The sequence below is a fragment of the Micromonospora echinospora genome, from assembly GCF_900091495.1.
Lineage (GTDB): Bacteria > Actinomycetota > Actinomycetes > Mycobacteriales > Micromonosporaceae > Micromonospora > Micromonospora echinospora.
Genome location: NZ_LT607413.1, coordinates 429,182 through 449,668 on the forward strand (window position 1 = coordinate 429,182; position 20,487 = coordinate 449,668).

21 protein-coding genes are annotated in these 20,487 nt (G+C 72.5%); 8 read left to right on the forward strand and 13 right to left on the reverse strand.

From position 1 onward, the window contains the following. The first annotated feature begins 39 nt into the window (after positions 1-39). Positions 40-279 (forward strand): DUF2277 family protein, encoded by a 240-nt coding sequence (locus tag GA0070618_RS01955; protein ID WP_088980090.1) that lies wholly within the window; start codon positions 40-42, stop codon positions 277-279. Positions 280-373: 94 nt separating this feature from the next. Here GA0070618_RS01955 and GA0070618_RS01960 read toward each other — a convergent pair whose 3' ends face one another. Together GA0070618_RS01960 and selD are read right to left on the reverse strand one after the other, a co-directional pair. Further along, a complete protein-coding gene (locus GA0070618_RS01960; RefSeq protein ID WP_088980091.1) occupies positions 374-853 on the reverse strand; it encodes a hypothetical protein in 480 nt (159 codons plus the stop codon). 183 nt (positions 854-1,036) lie between these two features. Beyond that, the gene (gene selD, locus GA0070618_RS01965; RefSeq protein ID WP_145833653.1) at positions 1,037-2,023 is read right to left on the reverse strand and encodes a selenide, water dikinase SelD; all 987 of its coding nucleotides are present in this window, start codon (positions 2,021-2,023) and stop codon (positions 1,037-1,039) included. Positions 2,024-2,288: 265 nt separating this feature from the next. Here selD and GA0070618_RS01970 point away from each other — a divergent pair, with 265 nt between their 5' ends. The 5 genes from GA0070618_RS01970 to GA0070618_RS01990 all read left to right on the forward strand — a co-directional run bounded on the left by GA0070618_RS01970 (position 2,289) and on the right by GA0070618_RS01990 (position 6,257). Next, positions 2,289-3,035 carry an amino acid ABC transporter ATP-binding protein gene (locus GA0070618_RS01970; protein WP_088980093.1) on the forward strand — a complete coding sequence of 249 codons (747 nt, stop codon included), beginning with the start codon at positions 2,289-2,291 and terminating at the stop codon, positions 3,033-3,035. 57 nt (positions 3,036-3,092) lie between these two features. Beyond that, positions 3,093-4,028 (forward strand): glutamate ABC transporter substrate-binding protein, encoded by a 936-nt coding sequence (locus GA0070618_RS01975; RefSeq protein WP_088980094.1) that lies wholly within the window; start codon positions 3,093-3,095, stop codon positions 4,026-4,028. Positions 4,029-4,102: 74 nt separating this feature from the next. Then, positions 4,103-4,759 (forward strand): amino acid ABC transporter permease, encoded by a 657-nt coding sequence (locus GA0070618_RS01980; protein WP_088980095.1) that lies wholly within the window; start codon positions 4,103-4,105, stop codon positions 4,757-4,759. Beyond that, entirely contained in the window at positions 4,756-5,622 is an 867-nt protein-coding gene (locus tag GA0070618_RS01985; protein ID WP_088985218.1) for an amino acid ABC transporter permease, read from the forward strand. Before GA0070618_RS01980 ends, GA0070618_RS01985 begins: the two co-directional genes overlap by 4 nt. A gap of 317 nt (positions 5,623-5,939) precedes the next feature. Further along, positions 5,940-6,257 carry a hypothetical protein gene (locus GA0070618_RS01990; RefSeq protein ID WP_088980096.1) on the forward strand — a complete coding sequence of 106 codons (318 nt, stop codon included), beginning with the start codon at positions 5,940-5,942 and terminating at the stop codon, positions 6,255-6,257. 241 nt (positions 6,258-6,498) lie between these two features. Here the strand turns inward: GA0070618_RS01990 and rny are convergent, their stop codons facing one another. From rny to GA0070618_RS02030, 8 genes are all read right to left on the reverse strand, one after another. Further along, positions 6,499-8,265, reverse strand: coding sequence for a ribonuclease Y (rny, locus tag GA0070618_RS01995; protein WP_088980097.1), 1,767 nt, complete (start codon positions 8,263-8,265; stop codon positions 6,499-6,501). Positions 8,266-8,889: 624 nt separating this feature from the next. Continuing rightward, on the reverse strand, positions 8,890-9,633 hold the full coding sequence (locus GA0070618_RS02000; RefSeq protein ID WP_088980098.1) for a regulatory protein RecX: 744 nt from the start codon (positions 9,631-9,633) through the stop codon (positions 8,890-8,892). 8 nt (positions 9,634-9,641) lie between these two features. Beyond that, positions 9,642-10,688: a recombinase RecA gene (recA, locus tag GA0070618_RS02005; protein WP_088980099.1), complete on the reverse strand. Its 1,047-nt coding sequence runs from the start codon at positions 10,686-10,688 to the stop codon at positions 9,642-9,644. A 180-nt stretch (positions 10,689-10,868) separates the two neighbouring features. Next, positions 10,869-11,069, reverse strand: a complete 201-nt coding sequence (locus GA0070618_RS02010) for a DUF3046 domain-containing protein (protein ID WP_088980100.1) — start codon at positions 11,067-11,069, stop codon at positions 10,869-10,871. Positions 11,070-11,090: 21 nt separating this feature from the next. Continuing rightward, positions 11,091-12,407, reverse strand: coding sequence for an MFS transporter (locus GA0070618_RS02015; protein ID WP_088980101.1), 1,317 nt, complete (start codon positions 12,405-12,407; stop codon positions 11,091-11,093). A 90-nt stretch (positions 12,408-12,497) separates the two neighbouring features. Beyond that, positions 12,498-12,668 carry an acyl-CoA dehydrogenase family protein gene (locus tag GA0070618_RS02020; protein WP_231931790.1) on the reverse strand — a complete coding sequence of 57 codons (171 nt, stop codon included), beginning with the start codon at positions 12,666-12,668 and terminating at the stop codon, positions 12,498-12,500. A gap of 109 nt (positions 12,669-12,777) precedes the next feature. After that, positions 12,778-13,515 (reverse strand): UdgX family uracil-DNA binding protein, encoded by a 738-nt coding sequence (locus tag GA0070618_RS02025; RefSeq protein WP_269148469.1) that lies wholly within the window; start codon positions 13,513-13,515, stop codon positions 12,778-12,780. Positions 13,516-13,652: 137 nt separating this feature from the next. Further along, the gene (locus tag GA0070618_RS02030) at positions 13,653-14,993 is read right to left on the reverse strand and encodes an aminotransferase class I/II-fold pyridoxal phosphate-dependent enzyme (RefSeq protein WP_088980103.1); all 1,341 of its coding nucleotides are present in this window, start codon (positions 14,991-14,993) and stop codon (positions 13,653-13,655) included. 38 nt (positions 14,994-15,031) lie between these two features. Here GA0070618_RS02030 and GA0070618_RS02035 point away from each other — a divergent pair, with 38 nt between their 5' ends. Together GA0070618_RS02035 and leuE are read left to right on the forward strand one after the other, a co-directional pair. Next, a complete protein-coding gene (locus tag GA0070618_RS02035) occupies positions 15,032-16,276 on the forward strand; it encodes a bifunctional pyridoxamine 5'-phosphate oxidase family protein/GNAT family N-acetyltransferase (RefSeq protein ID WP_088980104.1) in 1,245 nt (414 codons plus the stop codon). Next, positions 16,276-16,947 carry a leucine efflux protein LeuE gene (gene leuE, locus GA0070618_RS02040; protein ID WP_088980105.1) on the forward strand — a complete coding sequence of 224 codons (672 nt, stop codon included), beginning with the start codon at positions 16,276-16,278 and terminating at the stop codon, positions 16,945-16,947. The genes GA0070618_RS02035 and leuE overlap by 1 nt, the downstream gene beginning before the upstream one ends. Positions 16,948-17,102: 155 nt before the next feature. On the opposite strand, the gene GA0070618_RS02045 is transcribed toward leuE, so the two are convergent. From GA0070618_RS02045 to GA0070618_RS02055, 3 genes are read right to left on the reverse strand one after another with little or no spacing between them, the layout of a single operon-like run. Beyond that, positions 17,103-18,026: a sporulation protein gene (locus GA0070618_RS02045; RefSeq protein ID WP_088980106.1), complete on the reverse strand. Its 924-nt coding sequence runs from the start codon at positions 18,024-18,026 to the stop codon at positions 17,103-17,105. Between the two features lie 6 nt (positions 18,027-18,032). After that, positions 18,033-19,097 (reverse strand): hemolysin family protein, encoded by a 1,065-nt coding sequence (locus tag GA0070618_RS02050; protein ID WP_088980107.1) that lies wholly within the window; start codon positions 19,095-19,097, stop codon positions 18,033-18,035. After that, positions 19,094-20,437, reverse strand: coding sequence for a hemolysin family protein (locus GA0070618_RS02055; protein ID WP_088980108.1), 1,344 nt, complete (start codon positions 20,435-20,437; stop codon positions 19,094-19,096). Before GA0070618_RS02055 ends, GA0070618_RS02050 begins: the two co-directional genes overlap by 4 nt. Between the last annotated feature and the right edge of the window lie 50 nt (positions 20,438-20,487).

Consider the following 20,487-nt stretch of genomic DNA (forward strand, 5'->3'; position numbering starts at 1 on the left):
ATCCGGGCCGGACGGACCGGCCCGAACCGAGGAGGAACCATGTGCCGGAGCATCAAGACCCTGCGGGAGCCGTACGTCCCGACGGTCACCGACGCGGACGTGCACGCCGCGGCGTTGCAGTACGTCCGGAAGATCTCGGGTTTCCGCGCGCCCGCCGCGCACAACGCCGCTGCGTTCGAGGCGGCGGTGACCGCCGTCGCCGCCGCCACCCGGACGCTGCTCGACCAGATCGTGGTCCGGGGCGCCAGCCGTCCCGGACCGTCCCCCGCCACCGACTGACCCGGGTCGCCTCCACCGCCGCCCGGTGCCCGGGCCGTCCCCGTTCCAGGTGTTCCTCGGCGATCCGCCCCGACGACGCCGGGGCGGCCTCCGGTCAGGCCGCCGCGAGCGCGGGCACCACCGAGTCGGGGGCCCAGCGCGAGCGGTGACACTGGGACCAGCCCCGGCAGCCCGGGTGGGACAGGGTGCACAGCCGCTGGTCGGTGAGTTGCTCGCCGTCGTCGGTCTCGCGGACCTCGAAGTGCACCGGACGGATCGTCCCGTCCGGGGTGACCAGCAGGTGCCGTCCGGCGTCGAGGGTGTCGTCGCGCAGCACGCAGGGGCGGTCCAACAGGCGGGCGAGCGCCGCCACGCTGGTGTGCTCGCCGAGCCCCTCGGGCACCCCGTAGCAGTCCACGACGGTGGCGAACTCCCCCGGCGCCTGCCACACGTCACAGATCACCGCGTACGCCGGGAGCCGACTGGGGTCGGCCGCGGCGAGCGGCATCACCACCCGACCGAGCGCCTCCGCCAACGCCGGGTAGACCTCCACCGGTCGTACCCGGTCAATTCTCCAGCTCCACAGCTCGGTCATGCCGCCTCCTCACTGTGCTCGTCCCCAGGGGCCTCCGGATCGGGCCTTACTGACGATGGTGGAGGTGATTTGGCCCGAGGCGGGGGCAAGTTACCGGTCTGTGACCATTCCGGGCAAAATTTCCACGCCCCCGACCACGGGAGATGACGGAAACCTGACATTCCATCAGGTATGGTGCCGCCGTCAGCGGAGGACGATCCGGTGGTCGCCTCCGGGGAGGAGCTCGCCGATCACGGTGGCACCGGGCAGCTCGCCGGCGACCAGCAGACCGCCGGAGGTCTGGGCGTCGGCCAGCAGCAGCCGGTCCTCCTCGCCGACCCGGCCGAAGTCCGTCCACGGGGTGACCCACTCCAGGTTGCGGCGGCTGCCGCCGCTGACGTAGCCGTCCCGCACCGCCTCCCGCGCCCCCGGCAGGTACGGCACCCGGGCGGCGTCCAGCGCCACGGTCAGCCCGCTGGCCCGGGCGAGCTTGCTGGCGTGACCGAGCAGCCCGAAGCCGGTCACGTCGGTGCCGCAGCGCACCCCCGCCGCGACCGCGGCCCGGGCGGCGTCCCGGTTCAGGGTGGTCATCGTCGCCACCGCCTCGGGGAAGCTCTCGCCGGTGGCCTTGTGCCGGGTGTTGAGCACCCCGACCCCGAGCGGCTTGGTCAGCGACAGGGGCAGGCCGGCCCGCCCGGCGTCCAGGGTGATCAGCTCCTCGGGACGGACCACGCCGGTCACCGCGAGGCCGTACTTCGGGCCGTCGTCGTCGACGCTGTGCCCGCCGGCCAGGTGGCAGCCGGCCGCCCGGGCCACGTCCTGGCCGCCGCGCAGCACCTCCCGGGCCAGCTCGATCGGCAGCGCCTCCCGGGGCCAGCAGAGCAGGTTGAGCGCGAGCAACGGGGTGCCGCCCATGGCGTAGACGTCGGAGAGGGCGTTGGTGGCGGCGATCCGGCCCCAGTCGTACGCGTCGTCGACCACCGGGGTGAAGAAGTCGGCGGTGCTGACCACGCCGGTCCGCTCGTCGAGCCGGACCACGGCCGCGTCGTCCCCGTGGTCCAGGCCGACCAGCAGTTCGGCGGTGCCGCCGGTCGGGCCGAGCCCGGACACCATCCGTTCCAGCTCGCCGGGTGGGATCTTGCACGCACAGCCACCGCCACGGGCGTACTCGGTCAACCGGACCGGTTCCATCACTGCCTCACCTTCCCCCGGCCGAAACCGGGCACCACCAGGGCCGGCACGCCTACCGCGCTGGTCGGCGGCCCTTTGCCCGGTTCGGGCCCGTCCGTCCGGACGCCGGAGGTGCCGGATCTCCGACTCGCGCCACGATAGCTGTCGGTGTTACCGCTCCGTGACCCGCTGAGTTGCGTTCTGCCATGCCGGCCCGCCTAGAGTTGCCCCACCGGAGGTCGCCCGACCTCCGCGCCCAGGCGATGACGAGGGACGGTGGACGACGGTGACGACGGGCGAACCGCTCATCGTGCTCGATTCGGTCAACAAGTGGTTCGGTCCGCTGCACGTGCTGAACGACGTCTCGCTCTCGGTCGGCCGGGGCGAGGTGGTCGTGGTCATCGGCCCGTCCGGCTCCGGCAAGTCGACGCTGTGCCGTGCGATCAACCGGCTTGAACCGATCACCTCCGGCACGATCACCTTCGACGGGCAGCCGCTGCCCGCCGAGGGCAAGGCACTGGCGAAGCTGCGCAGCGAGGTCGGCATGGTCTTCCAGTCGTTCAACCTCTTCGCGCACAAGACGATCCTGGAGAACGTCACCCTCGGCCCGATCAAGGTCCGCAAGGAGAAGCCGGCCGCCGTCCGGGAACGGGCGATGGCGCTGCTCGACCGGGTCGGCATCGCGAACCAGGCGGACAAGTTCCCGGCCCAGCTCTCCGGCGGCCAGCAGCAGCGCGCGGCGATCGCCCGCGCCCTGGCCATGCAGCCCAAGGCGATGCTCTTCGACGAGCCCACCAGCGCGCTGGACCCGGAGATGGTCGGTGAGGTGCTGGAGGTGATGACCTCGCTGGCCCGCGACGGCATGACGATGGTCGTGGTCACCCACGAGATGGGCTTCGCCCGGCACGCGGCCAACCGGGTCATCTTCATGGCCGACGGCCAGCTCGTCGAGGACGCCTCCCCGAACGAGTTCTTCGCCAACCCGCGCAGCGAGCGGGCCAAGGACTTCCTCTCCAAGATCCTCACGCACTAGGCGTCCGTCCGGAGCGCGCCGTTCCCCCGGCAAGCTCAGTCGAAGAAGGAGAAGATCATGCGGTTCAAGCGCGTGGCGGCGGCAGCCATGATGGCGTCGCTCGCCCTCTCGGTCGCGGCCTGCGGCAAGGAGGGCACCCCGACCCCGAGCGGTGCCGGCAACTCCCCCGGTGCCGGCAACGCCGACACCTGCGAGACCTCGGGTGTGACCTTCACCCCGAAGACCGACGCCGCCGTCACCGGCAGCCCCACGTTCGACAAGATCAAGAGCGCCGGCAAGGTCGTCGTCGGGGTCAAGTTCGACCAGCCGTTCCTCGGCTACAAGGACGCCCAGGGCACCCGCTGCGGCTTCGACATCGAGATCGCCCAGTACGTCGCGAGCACGCTCGGCGTCGACCCGGCGAAGATCGAGTACAAGGAGATCGCCTCCGCCAACCGGGAGACCGCGATCAAGGGCGGCGAGGTCGACTACTACGTCGGCACCTACTCCATCACCGACAAGCGCAAGAACGACATCTCGTTCGCCGGCCCGTACTTCGTCGCCGGGCAGGACCTGCTGGTCCGCAAGGACGAGACCGCGATCACCGGCAAGGACACCCTCAAGGGCAAGAAGGTCTGCTCGGCGACCGGTTCCACCCCGATCCAGAGGGTCCGGGACGAGGGGCTGACCGAGCCGGAGAACATCGTCGAGTTCAAGACCTACTCCGAGTGCGTCTCGCAGCTGCTCGACAAGAAGGTCGACGCGGTCACCACCGACGACGCCATCCTCAAGGGGTACGCGGCGCAGGCCAGCGGTGAGCTGAAGGTCGTCGGCCAGCCGTTCAGCACCGAGAAGTACGGCATCGGCCTGCCCAAGGACGACAAGGCGTTCCGCGACTACGTCAACGACCAGCTGGAGGCCTCGTTCACCGGCGGCACCTGGCAGAAGATCTACGACGGCACGCTGGGCAAGTCCGGCTCGCCGGCCAGCCCGCCCACCCTCGAGCGGTACTGACCTGCGTTCGTGACGCGGTGACGGGCGGGGAGTTCCCCGCCCGTCACCCGCGCTGAGGACTGAGAGCGAGAGGCATGGGCGAGTTCTTCCGCGTCCTGACGGACAACAAGGACCTGTTCGTCGACGGCTTCACCAACACCGTCCAACTGTTCCTGAGAGCCGCCGTGGGCAGCCTCGTCCTCGGCATGCTGCTCGGCGCGATGCGGGTCTCCCCGGTCCCCGCGCTCCGGGCCTTCGGCGCCACCTACGTCAACCTGGTCCGGAACACCCCGTTGACCCTGGTCTTCGCGTTCCTCGTCTTCGCGGTGCCGAAGCTCGACGTCAACATCGACTACTTCGCCAGCGCGGTCATCGCGCTGACCGTCTACACCGCGGCCTTCGTCTGCGAGGTGGTCCGCTCCGGCGTGAACACCGTCGCGCCCGGCCAGGCCGAGGCGGCCCGGGCGCTGGGCATGACCTTCGGCCAGGTGCTGACCCTGATCGTGATGCCGCAGGCGCTGCGGGCGATGGTGCCGCCGATGATGAGCGTCTTCATCGCCATGTTGAAGAACACCACCATCGCCGCCGGTTTCTCGGTGCTGGAGGCGGGGGCCATCCCGGCGTACATGTCCGAGCGCGGTGAGCCGCAGTTCGCCGTGCTGCTCTGGATCACCATCGGCTTCCTGATCCTGATCCTGCCGCTGGTGGCCCTGCAACGAATCCTCGAGCGCAAGTGGGCGGTAGCGCGATGACGTCGGTGCTCTACGACCTGCCCGGGCCGAAGGCCCGCCGGCGCAACGCGATCCTCGGCGTCGTCTCGACGATCGGGATCGTCGCGCTCGTCGCGTTCGTGATCTGGCGGTTCAACGAGACCGGCCAGTTCGAGGCGCGCAAGTGGGAACAGCTCCAGTACGCCTCGGTGCAGCGGGAGCTCCTCGCCGGTCTCTGGGCCACCCTCAAGGCGGCCGGTCTCGCGACCGTACTGGCTCTGCTCTTCGGTGCGGTCTTCGCCAGCGCCCGGCTCAGCGACAAGTGGCTCCTGCGGACCCCGGCGACCTTCGTGGTGGAGCTGTTCCGGGCCATCCCGCTGCTGATCCTGATCTTCTTCGGCTACTACGTGCCGTTGCAGTACGGCTGGTCGATCGACAAGCTCTGGGCGCTGGTCATCGGACTGACCCTCTACAACGGCTCGGTGCTGGCAGAGATCTTCCGCGCCGGCATCAACGCCGTACCGTACGGCCAGTCCGAGGGCGCTTACGCGATCGGGATGCGCAAGAACCAGGTGCTGCGGCTGATCCTGCTGCCGCAGGCGTTCCGGTCGATGCTGCCGGCGATCGTCAGCCAGCTCGTGGTGCTGCTCAAGGACACCGCGCTCGGGTTCATCATCACGTACCCGGAGCTGCTCTTCGTCGGCAAGCAGGTCGGTGGGCGACTGTCGTTCGGCCTGCCCTACGTGCCGACGTACCTCGTGGTCGCCGCGATCTACATCAGCATCTGCGGCCTGCTCTCCTTCTTCGCCTGGTGGTTGCAGCGCCGGTTGGGCCGGATGCCCCGGACCGCCGCCAAGGTGATGCCGGCCCAGGACACCGGAGCGGACGCCGCCCGGATGGTCTGAACCGGAGGAGAACCACCGCCGAGGGGGGCGGACGGCTGAGCCGTCCGCCCCCCTCGGCGGTGTTCGCCGTCTGCCCGTCCCCGTAGCCGTGTCACCCCGGTGGCTGGATATCCGGCCTTACCGAGTCACCCGAGGTACCACGAGTTATTTAGGTGCGCTCGGTTATGTCACGAATACGGCAAGCCACTAGGCCGGCAGCCCACCCGACCAACATCATGAGGCGGTCGACAGCGAGGATCGTCAATGCATCGCGCGCCTTGGCGTCCTTCGGCGGATATCCACGACCACGCGACGGAACCACAGAAACGGGGACAGCAATGAACCGCACCAGGAAACTCGGCATCTCGACGGCAGCGGCACTCACCATGGCCACCGGCATGGCTCTGCTGGCATCGGCCACCCCGGCCCAGGCCGCGCCGAACTGCCAGACCGGCGGGCAGATCGGGCAGGACGGCGGGTCGGGCTGGGCGAGTTGCACGGGCGTGACCAGCGCCCGGGTGCAGATCCGCTGCCAGGACAGTGGCGGGAACCAGGGAGTCGTGTCCGGCAACTGGGTCGGCCCCGGTTCGATCTCCAGCGCGCGTTGCCAGGCCGGCACGTGGCTCGTGACCGTCACCTACCAGTACCAGGTCTGACGGATGCGGTAGGCCGGCGATCCAACCGACAGGCTGACGGACGACGCGCACCGGCCGGCTGGGTGACGCTCCCTCGCCGATGCCGTCCACCCACCTCTCCTGACGCGGTTGATCCGGCACCCGACAGAGGGTGGACCGAACGCCAGAATGGGGCAACCGAACCATCGGTTGCCCCATTCGCGCTCGCTCCGGGCCGGCAACCACGCCGGCCGGCCTCCGCACCGTCCCTCGACGTGTCCGCTCAGCGGGCGATCTCGGTGACCCGGGACTCGCGGACCACGGTGACCCGGATCTGCCCCGGGTAGGTCAGCTCCTCCTCGATCTGCTTGGCCACGTCCCGGGCCAGCACCGCCGCGCCGATGTCGTCCACGTCGTCCGGCTTGACCATCACCCGGATCTCCCGGCCGGCCTGCATCGCGAAGACCTTCTCCACGCCGAGCTTGCCGGCGGCGATCTCCTCGATCCGCTCCAGCCGCTTGACGTACGCCTCCAGGCTCTCCCGCCGGGCGCCCGGCCGGCCGCCCGAGCAGGCGTCCGACGCCTGGGTCAGCACCGCCTCGATGGTCTGCGGGGGCACCTCGTTGTGGTGCGCCTCGATGGCGTGGACGACCTCCTCGCTCTCGCCGTACTTGCGGGCCACGTCCGCGCCGATCAGCGCGTGGCTGCCCTCCACCTCGTGGGTGAGCGCCTTGCCGATGTCGTGCAGGAAGGCGCACCGCTTGATGGTCGGCACGTCCAGTCGCAGTTCGGCGGCCATGATCCCGGCGATGTGCGCGGTCTCCACCAGGTGCTTGAGCACGTTCTGCCCGTACGACGTCCGGTAACGGAGCCGGCCGAGGAGGGTGGCCAGTTCCGGGTGGATGTCGGTGATGCCCACCTCGACCAGGGCGTCCTCGGCGGCCCGCTGGCAGAGCTCGTCCACCTCCTGCCGGGCCAGGTCGTGCACCTCCTCGATCCGGTGCGGGTGGATCCGCCCGTCCAGGACCAGCTTCTCCAGGGTGAGTCGGCCGACCTCTCGGCGGACCGGGTCGAAGCAGGAGAGCAGCACCGCCTCGGGCGTGTCGTCGATGATCAGGTTGACCCCGGTGACCGACTCGAAGGCGCGGATGTTGCGCCCCTCCCGGCCGATGATCCGCCCCTTCATCTCGTCACCGGGCAGGTGCAGGACGCTGACCACGCTCTCTGCGGTCTGCTCGCTGGCGACGCGCTGGATCGCGTCCACCACGATGTGCCGGGCGCGTTGGTCGGCGGTGTTGCGGGCGTCCGACTCGATGTCCCGGACCAGGAGCGCCGCCTCCCGCTTGGCCTGCGTCTCGATCGCCTCGATCAGCTCCGCGCGGGCCGCCTCGACGGTCAGCCCGGCGACCCGCTCCAGCTCCCGGCGCCGCTGCTCCTCCGCCTCGACGAGGGCCTGCTCCCGGTCGACCAGCGCCGCCTCCCGGGCGGCCAGGGCGGCACTGGCGGCGGCCAGCTGACGTTCCCGCTCGGCGAGCCGCTCCACCTCCTCGGTGTGCAGCCGCTCCCGCTCGTCCATCCGGGCCGCCCGCCGCTCGACCTCGGCGGCCTGCTCCCGGGTGGTGGAGGCGAGCACCGCCACCTCCCGCTCGCCGCTGCGCCGGGCCGCCGCCCGCAACTGCTCGGCGTCGGCCTCGGCCTGCTTGTGGGCGCGTTCCAGGACGGTGTCCGCCTCCAGCCGGGCCGCCTCCAGCACCCGGCGGGCCTCGTCCCGGGCCGCGGTCGCCTCGGCCTTGGCCCCCGCGGCCTCGGCCCGGGCCGCCGCAGCGGCGGACTTCGCCACGTCGGCGGTGGAGTGGGCCTCGTCGGCGGCGGTACGCAGCGCCGCCAGCGACTGTTCCTGGCGGTCCTTCTCGGCGGCGAAGGCCGGGTCCTCGGGTGCGGGTGCCGCGCCGAGCCGGCGCAGGGTCCGGGCACCGAGGACGACCGCGCCGACCACCACGAGGGTCAGGACCACGACCACCCCGAGCAGGACGACGTCGACGGCACTCATGCCGGCACCCCGTGGGGACCACCGCTGATCCTCTGCCGCCCCGTCATGGCCGCCTCCCCTGAACCGTCGACGCCGCAGTGGTCACGTGCCGGTGGGCACGCACCCCTACGGCTCCTAGACGCCCGACCGGAGCGACTGGCCATGGGTAGGTCTCCGTCGGCGGTGACCCCCCTTGGTCATCGCCGACGGCCGGGTGCAGTTGTCTCGCCGGCGTCGGACCGGGCGGTCCGACGCCGTCGTAGGGCCAGACGAGCTGGCCGAAGTGATGCTGTTCTGTTACACGATCTATGTTGTGCGCTTAGCCTGCGCTGGTCGGGCAATGTGAGCCTGTAAGGCGAGGCTAGGTGCCGAGAGGCCTTCCGGTCAAGGACTCATGATCAAAATAGGCGGACAGAGGGCAGTCGGATGGTCACGGCGCGCTCACACTTTACCGGTCATGGCACGACAAAGCGGGCAACGACCTCGCCCACACCTGCCATGGCAGCTACTCACCGTACGGGCCGTATCACGCACCCCATCCAGCCGTCCTCGACCCCTTTGGCGGGGGACCCCCAGCTTCCCATCCCTATGACGATCATGACGATGGTGGGCCGGGAAAGCGGTCGCCGGTGCCGAACATCATGATCAGTCAAGCGACGGGTCGGCGTCGGGATCGGGAGTGAGGGCATCGGCGTCGATCTGGTCGGCGAACTCGGCCGCCTCCGCGCTCTGCGCGGCCAGGGCGTCCTTCACCGCCCGGATCGCCAGACCCGGCGGGTAGCCCTTGCGGGCGAGCATGCCGACCAGCCGCCGGAAGATCGCGTCCGGCTCGCCCCGGGCGGACCGCAGCTTACGGTCCACCAGGGCGCGCGCCGTCTGCGCCTCGGTGGCCTCGTCCAGTTCGCCGAGCGCCGCACCGGCGACCTCGCTGTCCACCCCGCGCTGACGCAACTCGTTGGCGAGCGCCCGCCGGGCCAGTCCCCGCCCGGCGTGCCGACTCGACACCCAGGCCCGGGCGAACGCGGCGTCGTCGATGATGCCGACCTCGTCGTACCGGTCGAGCACCTCGGCGGCGGCCTCCGGGGAGATGCCCCGGCGGGCCAGCGCCCCGGCCAGTTCCGCCCGGGTCCGGGGCCGGACCGCGAGCTGCCGGAGGCAGATCTCCCGGGCCACCTCCGCCTCGTCGCGAGGCTCGGCGCGGGGCGGTTCGTCGGACGAGGAGGACCCGTCCGACGGTTCGGCCGGCCAGGTGCCGTCGTCGACCGGCTCGGCGGTCGCGTCCGGTCCGGAACGGCCCCGGCGTCCCCGCCGGGGTCGCGCGGGGAGGTCACCCGTCCGGGGAGGGATGGCGTCCCAGCCCCGCCCCGAACGGGCCCGTCGTCCCACCACGCGGCCGGTCAGAAGTCGACCGGCGGCAGCTCGGGGCCACCGGCCGCGTCGCCGGCCCCGACACCCACGCCGAGCTTCTCCAGGATCTTCTTCTCGATCTCGGCCGCCACGTCCGGGTTCTCCCGGAGGAACTCGCGGGCCTTCTCCTTGCCCTGGCCGAGCTGGTCGCCGTCGTAGGTGTACCAGGCACCGGACTTGCGGATGATCGACTGCTCGACGCCGACGTCGATCAGCGAGCCCTCCCGGGAGATGCCCTTGCCGTACATGATGTCGAACTCGGCCTGCTTGAACGGGGCGGCGACCTTGTTCTTCACGACCTTGACCCGGGTGCGGTTACCGACCACGTCGGTGCCGTCCTTCAGGCTCTCGATCCGGCGGACGTCCAGCCGGACCGACGCGTAGAACTTCAGCGCCCGGCCACCCGTGGTGGTCTCCGGCGAGCCGAACATGACACCGATCTTCTCGCGGAGCTGGTTGATGAAGATCGCCGTGGTGCCGGTGTTGTTGAGCACACCGGTGATCTTCCGCAGCGCCTGGCTCATCAGCCGGGCCTGGAGACCCACGTGGCTGTCGCCCATCTCGCCCTCGATCTCGGCGCGCGGCACCAGAGCGGCGACCGAGTCGATCACGATGATGTCGAGCGCGCCGGAGCGGACCAGCATGTCGGCGATCTCAAGGGCCTGCTCACCGGTGTCGGGCTGGGAGACCAGCAGCGCGTCGGTGTCGACGCCGAGGGCCTTGGCGTACTCCGGGTCGAGCGCGTGCTCGGCGTCGACGAAGGCGGCGATGCCGCCGGCCCGCTGCGCGTTGGCGACCGCGTGCAGGGCGACCGTGGTCTTACCGCTGGACTCGGGACCGTAGATCTCGACGACCCGGCCCCGGGGCAGACCGCCCACGCCGAGCGCCACGTCGAGCGCGATCGAGCCGGTGGGGATGACCGCGGTCTGGATGACCGGCCGCTCCCCCAGACGCATCACCGAGCCCTTGCCGAACTGCTTGTCGATCTGCGCGAGAGCAAGGTCGAGTGCCTTCTCCCGGTCGGGCGTTGCCGCCATGGTTACCCCTGCCTTCGCCGGCGTCTTTCCTGAGCTTCTCGTCACGCGGACACGCTAGGCGCTGGGTCCGACAAGAACCAGCCGACCGGCCGTGGCCTGTGGACGAGCACCCCGCTGTGGACAATAGCCGAACACCTGTACGAGACGACAAGCGACACGCCCGCGTGACGAAAGGGCAGCTCAGCGCAGTCGCGCGGGCACCCGGTCCGGGTACGCGGCGCACACGGCCCGCCACACCACGTGGGTCTGCTCACCCGAGGCGAGCGCCTCCTCGATGGTCCGTCCGCCGAGCTGGGCGAGGACTTGGTCCCGGGCGATGCTGCCCGCGTAGCCGGGCCCGAACGCCTCCTCGAGGCGGCTCCAGAAGTCGGTCAGCCGCACCGCGTTCCCCCGTTCCGCATGTCAGTCCTCCTCGGGCGCGGAGACCGTCGCCGGCCGCAACGCTAGCGCCACCAACGGCACGACCGCGACCGCCGCGAGCAGGGTCAGGACCGGATAGCCGGCCACCTGCACGACAAACCCGCTGGCCGCGCCGGCCGCCGCGCCGGCCAGTCCCATGGTCAGGTCGGACAGGCCCTGGACGGTGGGGCGTTCGGCCACCGGCACCGACTCCGACAGCAGCGTGGAACCGGCGACCATGGTGGCCGACCAGCCCAGCCCGAGCAGGACCAGGCCGACGGAGAGCAGCACGGTGTGGTGCCCGGCGGTGCCGGCCACCGCGCAGGCGGCCAGCAGCAGGGCGGCGCCGGCGAGGATCACCGGCCGCCGGCCGACCCGGTCGGTGAGCCAGCCCACCAGCGGGGCGAGCGCGTACATCCCGGCGATGTGCAGGCTGAGCACGATGCCCACCACGTGCAGCACGTCGGCGTCGTCGTGCGACTCGCCGATGTGCACCGGGGTCATCGCCATCACCCCGACCATGACCAGGTGGCCCATGGCGACCGCGGCGATGCCCAGCCGGGCGGCCGGGTGCTGCCGCACGATCCGCCAGGCCGACCACATGCCGGCGGCGCGGCGGGCCGCCGGCTCCGGCGGCGCGGCCACGGCGCCGGCGGTCGGGGCCGCCTCGGCCGCCGCGAGCCGACGGGCGGTGAGCAGCGGGTCGGGACGGAGCAACGCGAAGATCACCACGGCGGCGCACCCGAAGGCGACGGCGCTGAACGCGAACGGCCCGGCCAGCGCGGGCAGCCCCCAGCGGCTGGTGGTGGTGTCGGCGAGGTCGGCGAAGTTCGGCGCGGCCACCGCTCCGATCGTGGTGGCCCAGACGATCAGGGAGAGTTGGCGGCCCCGGCGGGCCGGTTCGGCGAGGTCGACGGCGGTGTAGCGGGCCTGGAGGTTGGCGGCGCTGCCACCGCCGAAAAGAAGCATGCCGAGGAAGAGCAGCGGCACCGAGCGGGTGGTCGCGGCGGTCACCACCAGCAGCCCGCCGAGCGCGCCGGTCAGGTACGCCAGGACCAGGCCGGGCCGGCGGCCGTACCCGGTCATGATGCGGGTGATCGGGACGGCGAGCAACGCGCCGCCGACCACTCCGGCGCTCTGCGCCAGGCCGGCCACGGCGGCGCCCGCGATCCGCTCGGCGAGCAGCGCGCCGACGGAGATGCCGATGGTGACCCCGACGCCGCCGATGATCTGGGTGACGAAGAGCAGCCGGAGGGTTCGTCGCTGGATCGGGGCGACGTCCGGGCGCAGGGCGACCGGGGCGGTGAGGTCGGTGGTCATCCTCGACTCCTCGGGAGGGGGCGGTACCCATCCTGGCCTACCCGCCGTGGCGTCCGGCGTCCGCCGTCCCCCACAGGTCGAGACCGCCCCCTACAGGTCGAGACTGCGACCGATGAGGTACGGCGCGACGACGTCGTTGTGCAGGCCGAAGCCGAGCCCGGAGCAGCCGGCGGCAACGACCTCCTCGGCGAGCACCGTGTTGAACCGGAAGTCCCGCTGGCCGCCACCGCCGTACTCGGGGTCGACGTCGGGGCCGAGCAGTCCAGGGCCGCGCCCGTCGCCGGTGGCGGCTTACGGCCCGCCGCCAACGCCTCCCGGACTCCGGGTCGCCACGGTGTGCGTCGTCGACCGCGTCCGCCGTGCTGGTGCGTCAACCGGTCAGGGCGCGGGCGGCGACGGTGAGGTCGGCGACCAGTCCCTGGTAGGCGATCTCCTGGTTGTCGGCACGCAGCACGGCGGAGGGGTGGATGGTGGCGAGGAGCCGGGCCGGCGGCGCGTCGGCGACCCGGCCCGCGGAGTCGACCGGCACCCGGGTGAAGTCCTCGGGATGCTGTGCCGAGGCGGGCCAGGGCAGCAGTTCACCGCGCTGGCGGGTGACCCGGAACGCCGGACCGAGCAGGGCCTTCGCGGCGGTGGCCCCGAGCGCCACCACGATCTCCGGACGGAGCCGGGCGAATTCGGCGACCAGCCAGGGCCGACAGGCGGTGATGTGCACCCGGTCGGGCGTCTGGTGGATGCGCCGCCTGCCGCGCAGCTCGAAGCGGAAGTGCTTGACGGTGTTCGTGAGGTACAGCCGGGTGGGATCGAGGCCGGCGTCGTCGACCGCCCGGCGGAGCACCCGCCCGGCCGGGCCGACGAACGGGAGACCCTTCTGGTCCTCCAGGTCACCGGGCTGCTCACCGACGAGGACCACCCGGGCGTCCGCACCGCCCCGGCCGAAGACGGTCTGCGAGGCGTCCCGGTACAGCTCGCAGCCCTGGCAGGCGGCTGCGGCGGTCCGCAACTCGTCGATCGTGTCGGCGCGGGGCGGAATGAACCGCTGGGCGCCCGGGGCGGTCTCGGTCTGCTCGGACATGGCGACTGTTGTACCCGGACGTGCCTCGGTCACGCGGCGATCCCTGGTCGGCCCGGCGCGTCGCGCCCGACCCGGCCCGGGTGATCCGACGGCCCGGCGCGTCGCGCCCGCGCCGATCCGGGTGACCCGACGGCCCGGCGGCTCGGCCGCGCCGGTGGTCGACCCACCGGTCAGGCGGTGAAACCGGCCGGCCGGGCGGGTCGGAGCGCGTGGGCGACCGCGTCGGCGAGCGCCGGGATCTCCGCGTCGTCGAGTGGGCTGACGGTCAGCCGGACGGCCGGGGGCGCGCCGATCCGGAACAACCCGCCGGGTGCGACCGCCCATCCGGCGTCCCGCAGGGCGGTCACCGCGCTGGTCTCGTCGGGAACCGGCAACCAGACGTTGATACCGCTGCGGCCGTGGGCGGTGAGGCCGTGCCCGGCGAGCGCGGCGATCAGGGCGACACGCCGCCGCTGGTAGCTCTCCTCCGCCCGGGTGACCAGCTCGGTGGTCGCCGGGTCGGTCCAGAGGGCCAGCACCAGCCGTTGCAGCAGGGTGGAGACCCAGCCGGGGCCGACGCTCATCCGGCCGGCCACCCGGGCCACGGTCGTCTCGTCCCCCGCGAGCAGGGCGAGTCGGAGATCCGGGCCGTAGGGCTTGCTCACCGAGCGGATGAAGGCCCAGGACGGGGTCGCCCCGGCCAGGGGGTGCAGCGGCAGCCGGGCCAGCTCGGCGGCGTGGTCGTCCTCGACGAGCAGCACGTCGGGGCGACCGGCGAGCAGGGCACGCAACGCCCCGGCCCGGTCGGCCGAGACGGCCGCGCCGGTGGGGTTCTGCGCCCGGCTGGTGACGATCAGGGCCCGCGCACCGAGGGCCAGTGCGTCCCGGACCCCGGCCTCGGTCGGGCCGTCGTCGTCGACCGGCACGGCGACCGGCCGCAGACCCAGCGCGGCGACCAGGTCGAGCAGGTTGGCCCAGCCCGGGTCCTCCACGGCCACCGGGTCGCCGGGCCGCAGGTGGGCGGCGAGCAGGCGCTCGATGCCGTCGAGCGCTCCGCCGGTAACGGTGAGCCCGTCGACCGGGACCCCGTCGGCGGTGAGCCGCTCGCGGGCGGCCTCGGCCAGTTCGGGCAGGACGCCGGCCGACGCGTATCCGGTGGGTGGGCCGATCCGGTCGGCGAGCCGGGCCAGGTGCGGGCCGAGCGGCGGCAGCAGCCGGAGGTCGGGCTGGCCCCGGGAGAGGTCCCGGACACCGGGGCCGGGGGTCGGGTACCGGGCGGCCCGCCGGGTGGCGACCGGCGGGCGGGGACGGACCCGGGTGCCGTGCCGGCCGGCGGTCGCGACCAGGCCGCGTTGCCGCAGCTCCTGGTAGGCGCGGGCGACGGTGGCCGGGCTGACCGCGAGGGCGGCGGCGAGGGCGCGGACCGGGGGGAGGGCGCTGTCGGGAGGAAGCGCCCCGCTGCGGACACCCGACTCGACGCTCGCCGAGATCTCGGCCGCCGTGCCACCGGTGATCTGATAACGTACTGCCACAGTTTACAGATCGTACTAGCACAAAGGCGGGATGTCACATGTACACGCCGACCGCCCGGACCACCCCCCACCGCTCGCGGGAGCGGATGAGCTACGACCGCGCCGCCGCGCACGCCGTGCTCGACGAGGCGTACCACTGCACGCTCGGCTTCGTCGTCGACGGCGAGCCGCGCCTGCTGCCCACCCTCCACGTCCGCGTCGGCGACACCCTCTACCTGCACGGCTCCACCGGCAGTCGGCCCCTGCTGGCCGCCCGGGGCCCGGACGGGCTGCCGGTCTGCGTCGGCGTCACCCTGCTCGACGGGCTGGTCTACGCCCGCTCCCAGTTCCACCACAGCGCCAACTACCGCTCCGTGGTCGCGCACGGGGTCGCCCGCCTGGTCACCGACGCCGGGGAGAGGTCCACGATGCTGACCGCGCTGATGGAGAAGGTCGGCGCCGGCCGCAGCGCGGAGAGCCGCCCGCCGAGCCGGAAGGAGCTGGCCGAGACCGCCGTCCTGGCGTTGCCGCTGCGCGAGGTGTCGGTCCGCTCCCGCACCGGCGGGGTCCGCGACGACCCGGCCGACCTGGCCCTGCCGTACTGGGCCGGGGTCGTGCCGCTGCGGCTGACCCCGGGGCTCGCCGAGCCGGACGCCGGGGTCACCGCGCCGGTTCCGGCGTACCTGCGCCCGTCCCGCTCGCCGTGGCTCGATCCGGCACCGATGCGTGGCGCACACGTGGTGCTGGAGGCTCTCGACGTGTCCCACGCCGACGAGTTGTTCGACGCCACCGACGACCCGGAGGTCTGGCAGCACCTGACCGTCCCCCGGCCGACGGACGCCACCGGGGTACGCGAACTGGTCTCGGACGCGCTGTCGGCTCACCACCGGGGCGAGCGGGTGCCCTGGGTGCAGCGCTGCGCGGTGACCGGGGCGGTGGTCGGTACCACCTCGTACTACGAGATCGACCCGGACCGTGGGGCGGTGGCGATCGGCCACACCTTCCTCGGTCGCCCCTGGTGGCGCACCGCCGTCAACACGGAGGCGAAACTGCTGTTGCTCACCCGGGCGTTCGAGGAACTGGGAGCGCGCCGGGTGGTCTGGCACACCGACAGCCGGAACGCGCGTTCCCAGCGGGCCGTCGAACGGCTCGGCGCGACCCGCGAGGGTGTGCTCCGGATGCACCGGCAGCGCCCTGACGGTTCCTGGCGGGACACCGTCCAGTATTCGATGGTCGTCGACGAGTGGCCGGAAGCACAGCGCCGCCTGTGGGAAAGGCTTCGCGCGGGGGCAGCGGTGGCGTGATGATGGCCGGCGTGCTGGGCATCACCGACTTCTGGACGTTTGTGCTGGGTACCGTGGCGATCGTTCTGCTCCCCGGGCCCAATTCGCTCTTCGTGCTCTCGGCCGCCGCGAGACGCGGGGTGGGCGCCGGTTACCGGGCCGCCGCCGGGGTGTTCGTCGGCGACGCCGTGCTCATGGTCCTCTCCGCAGCCGGTGTGGCCTCGCTGCTCACCGCGTACCCACCGCTCTTTCTGGTGATCAAGTACGCCGGGGCGGCGTACCTGGGCTACGTGGGGTTGACCATGCTGCGCGGCGCCTGGCGGCGCTGGCGCACCCGCCACGACCCGGCCGCACCGCGCCTGGTGGACGTGGCGGAGCCGGCGGCGATCCGCGCGCCGTTCCGCCGGGCCCTGGTGGTCAGCCTGGTCAACCCGAAGGCGATCCTCTTCTTCGTCTCCTTCTTCATCCAGTTCGTCGACCCGACGTACCCCTGGCCGGCGCTCTCCTTCCTGGCACTCGGCCTGGTCGTGCAGGTGACCAGCGTGCTGTACCTGACCGCGCTGATCTTCGCCGGCACCTTCCTGGCCAGCCAGTTCCGGGCCCGCCGCCGGCTGGCCGCCACCGCCACCACCGGGGTCGCGGCGCTCTTCCTCGGCTTCAGCTTCAAACTCGCCACCGCCACCGCCGGCTGAGATCAGTGCGGTCACCGCCGGCTGAGATCGGTGCGGTCACCGCCGGCTGAGGTCCGGCGCGGCCACCGCCGTCGGAGCTTCGGTGTGGTGACCACCGGCAAGGTCCGGCGCGGTCGCTGCCCGGCCGAAGGGCAGAGCGGCACTGCCGGCCGGGGTCAGGTGCCGTCGCCGGACCCGCCGCCGATGCCGGGGCCACCGGCGGTGCCGCCCAGCCCCTCCCCCGGGGCCACCGGACGGTCGGGGGGACGGCTGACGTGGGCGGATCCGGTGATCCGGGCCGACCAGTGTGCGTTCGCCGCCGCCTCGGCGTGCCGGTCGATGGCCTTCCGGAGCCAGCCGTCCACCACGCTGGCCCAGTCCTGCCGGCCGGCGTCGACGTGCCACGTCTTGAACCGGCTGATGCTCTGGTGGGTCACGCCGGCCAGGGCGAGCCGGCGGTCCATCCAGAGGATCACCTCCAGGGCCGCCGAGTCGGCCACGAAGATCAGCTCCAACTCGGTGACGGGGCCGGCGTAGAGCGGCCCCACCCAGTAGTTGATCCGCAGGTGGACGGGGAGGGCCTGGGTGACCCCGGGCAACCGGCCGGCCTGGAGTCCGGCCTGGCGCAGGGTGAACCCGAGGGTGTCGAGGGCGGCCAGCACGTGCTGCTGGGTGGGGAGGGGATGCACGAAGACCGGCACCATCGCGCCCTGGTCCAGCAGGCCGTCCAGCGCCACCTCGGTGCGCAGCCCGGTGCGGAGACTGAGCAACGGCACCCCGCCGAAGATGGTCACCGGTGTCTCCCACGGCAACGGCAGCGCGAACGCCACCGACCGCCGCCGCCCGGCCGGCAGGACGAAACCGCTGGCCACCGCCGCCTGGTGGAACTGCACCAGACGGCGGGGCTGACCCGGGTCCTCCGGCTCGACCGTGGCGACGAGCCCCAGCCGGATGTGCCCGACCGGCACGTCGGTCGACCCGGCGGTGAGCGTCACCCGCCCCGGCAGGCGCAGGCCGGGGCGGGTGCTCGGGTTGGTCACGGAGGTGTGCACGGTCAGCCCGGTCCCGCCGGACGCCGATGACACCCCCGTGAACCGCACCGTGCCCTACCGCATCCGCCGCCCACGGGGCACCGGGTCGGTCTCGTCGTCGAACTCGCCGATGACCTCCTCCAGGAGGTCCTCCAGCGCGACGAACCCGATCGGGCGGGTCGGGCCGCCACCGTTGCGCACCAGCGCGAGCTGCGCCTGCACACCGCGCATCGCGGCCACCGCCTCGGCCACCGAGGCCGTGGCGGGCAACGTGAACGCGTCGGTCATCAGCTCACCGGCGGTCGCCGACCGACCGGTGGTGGTGACCCGGACGGCCTCCCGTACGTGCACCAGTCCCACCACGTCACCGGCGGGGTCGACCACCGCGAGACGGGACCGGCCACTGTTCCGGGAGACCTCCTCGATCCGCTCGGCGGGGTCGTCCCGGCGTACCGTGACGATCTCCCCGAAGGGCTCCATCACGTCGGCCACCTTGGTGCCCTGCAACTCCAGCATGCTGGTGAGCATCTGGTGCTGCTCGGCGCCGAGCAGCCCGTGTTCCCGGGACTGCTCCAGCAGCATCCGTAGCTCCTCCGGGCCGTGCACCTGGGCGAGCTGGTCCTGCGGGTTGACCCGGACCAGCCGGAGCATGGCGTTGGCCAGCGCGTTGAGCGCGGAGAGCACCGGCCGGGCCACCCGGGCGAAGGCCCGGAACGGCAGCGCCAGCAGCAGTGCCGAACGCTCGGCGTCGGTGATCGCCCACGACTTCGGCGCCATCTCGCCGACGACCAGGTGCAGGAAGGTGACCAGGCTCAGCGCGAAGACCAACGCGACGACGTGGCTGGCCGCCGTCGGCAGGCCGACCGCGTGCAGCAGCGGGCTGAGCAGGTGCTCGATCGCCGGCTCGGCGAGCGCGCCCAGGCCCAGCGTGCAGAGGGTGATGCCGAGCTGCGCGCCGGCCAGCATCAGGGACAGCTCGCGGACGCCGTCGAGCGCCGCGCGGGCCGCCCGGCCGCCACCGGCCGCGGCCTGTTCCAGCCGGTACCGCTTGCTGGCCACCAGGGCGAACTCGGCGGCCACGAAGAAGGCGTTCAGCACCAGCAGCACGACCGAGGTGATCAACGCGAGTCCGGTGCTCATGCCGCCACCTCACTCGTGCCGATGACCCGCAGCCGGACGGAGTCGGCGACGTGCCGGTCCACCGCGAGCACCTCGACCAGGGCCCGGGGAGCGGGCTCGCCGTCCTCGGCGGGCAACCCGATCTCCAACAGGTCGCCCACCTCGGGCACCCGGCCGAGCTCCCGCATGACCAGCCCGGAGACGGTGTCGTACTCCGGCCCCTCGGGCAGCGAGATCCCGGTGCTGTCGGCCACCTCGTCGATCCGCCAGCGGGCCGGAACCACCCAGGATCCGTCGTCCTGCCGGGCCGGAGCCCGCTCGGGCGGGTCGTCCTCGTCCCGGATCGGGCCGACCAGTTCCTCGGCGATGTCCTCCAGCGAGATCACGCCGGCGAACCCGCCGTACTCGTCGACCACGCAGGCGAGCTGCCGGTGTCCGACCCGCAGCCGGTCGAGCACCGTCGGCAGCGGCAGGGTCTCCGGCACCAGCAGCGGCGGTACGGCCACCGCGCTGACCGGCGTCGTCCCGCGTTCCGCCGGGGGTACGCCGAGCACGTCGGCGATCCCGACCACGCCGACCAGGTCGTCGACGCCCTCGGCACCCCGCACGGGGAACCGGGAGTGACCGGTGTCGAGCAGCTCGACCACCCGTCTGACCGGTTCGTCGGCCCGGACGGTGTGCACGTCGACCCGGGGGACCATGGCCTCCCCGGCGGTCAGCCCCCGGAAGTCCAGCCCTCGGTCGAGCAGGTCGGACATGGCCGCGTCGAGGTGCCCCTCCTCGCGGGACTCGGCGATGATCTGTTCCAGGTCCTTCGGGGTCGCCCCGCTGGGCAGTTCCTCGATCGGCTCGATGCCGACCCGCCGGAGCAGTCGTACCGCGGCCCGGTCGAAAAGCTTGATCAGCGGACCGGCCACGGCGAGGTAGATCAGGGTGGAGCGGCTGAGGGCCCGGGCCAGCTGCTCGGCTCGGGCGATGGCGAGGTTCTTCGGTGCCAGTTCACCGAGGACCATCTGCACGACGGTCGCGATGACCAGGGCCAGCGCCACCGACAGCGGGAGGCTGACCGCCGTGGAGATGCCGGCCACGCCGAGCAGTCCGGCCAGTCCGGCACCGAGGAACGGCTCGGCCACGTACCCGACGAGCAGGGCGGTGACGGTGATGCCGAGCTGGGCGCCGGAGAGCATGAAGGAGAGCCGGCTGGTGACCTGCAGGGCTCGGGCGGCGGCGGGGTCGCCGTCGTCGGCCATCTGCCGCAGCTTGCCACGGTCGACGGCGACGTAGCCGAACTCCTGGGCCACGAAGTAGCCGGTGGCGGCGGTGAGAACGATGATCAGGATGAGTCCGACGACGATCAACACGGGAGGCTCAGGGCTCCCGACGTCGCGGGCAGGGGAAGCCGGGTCGTACC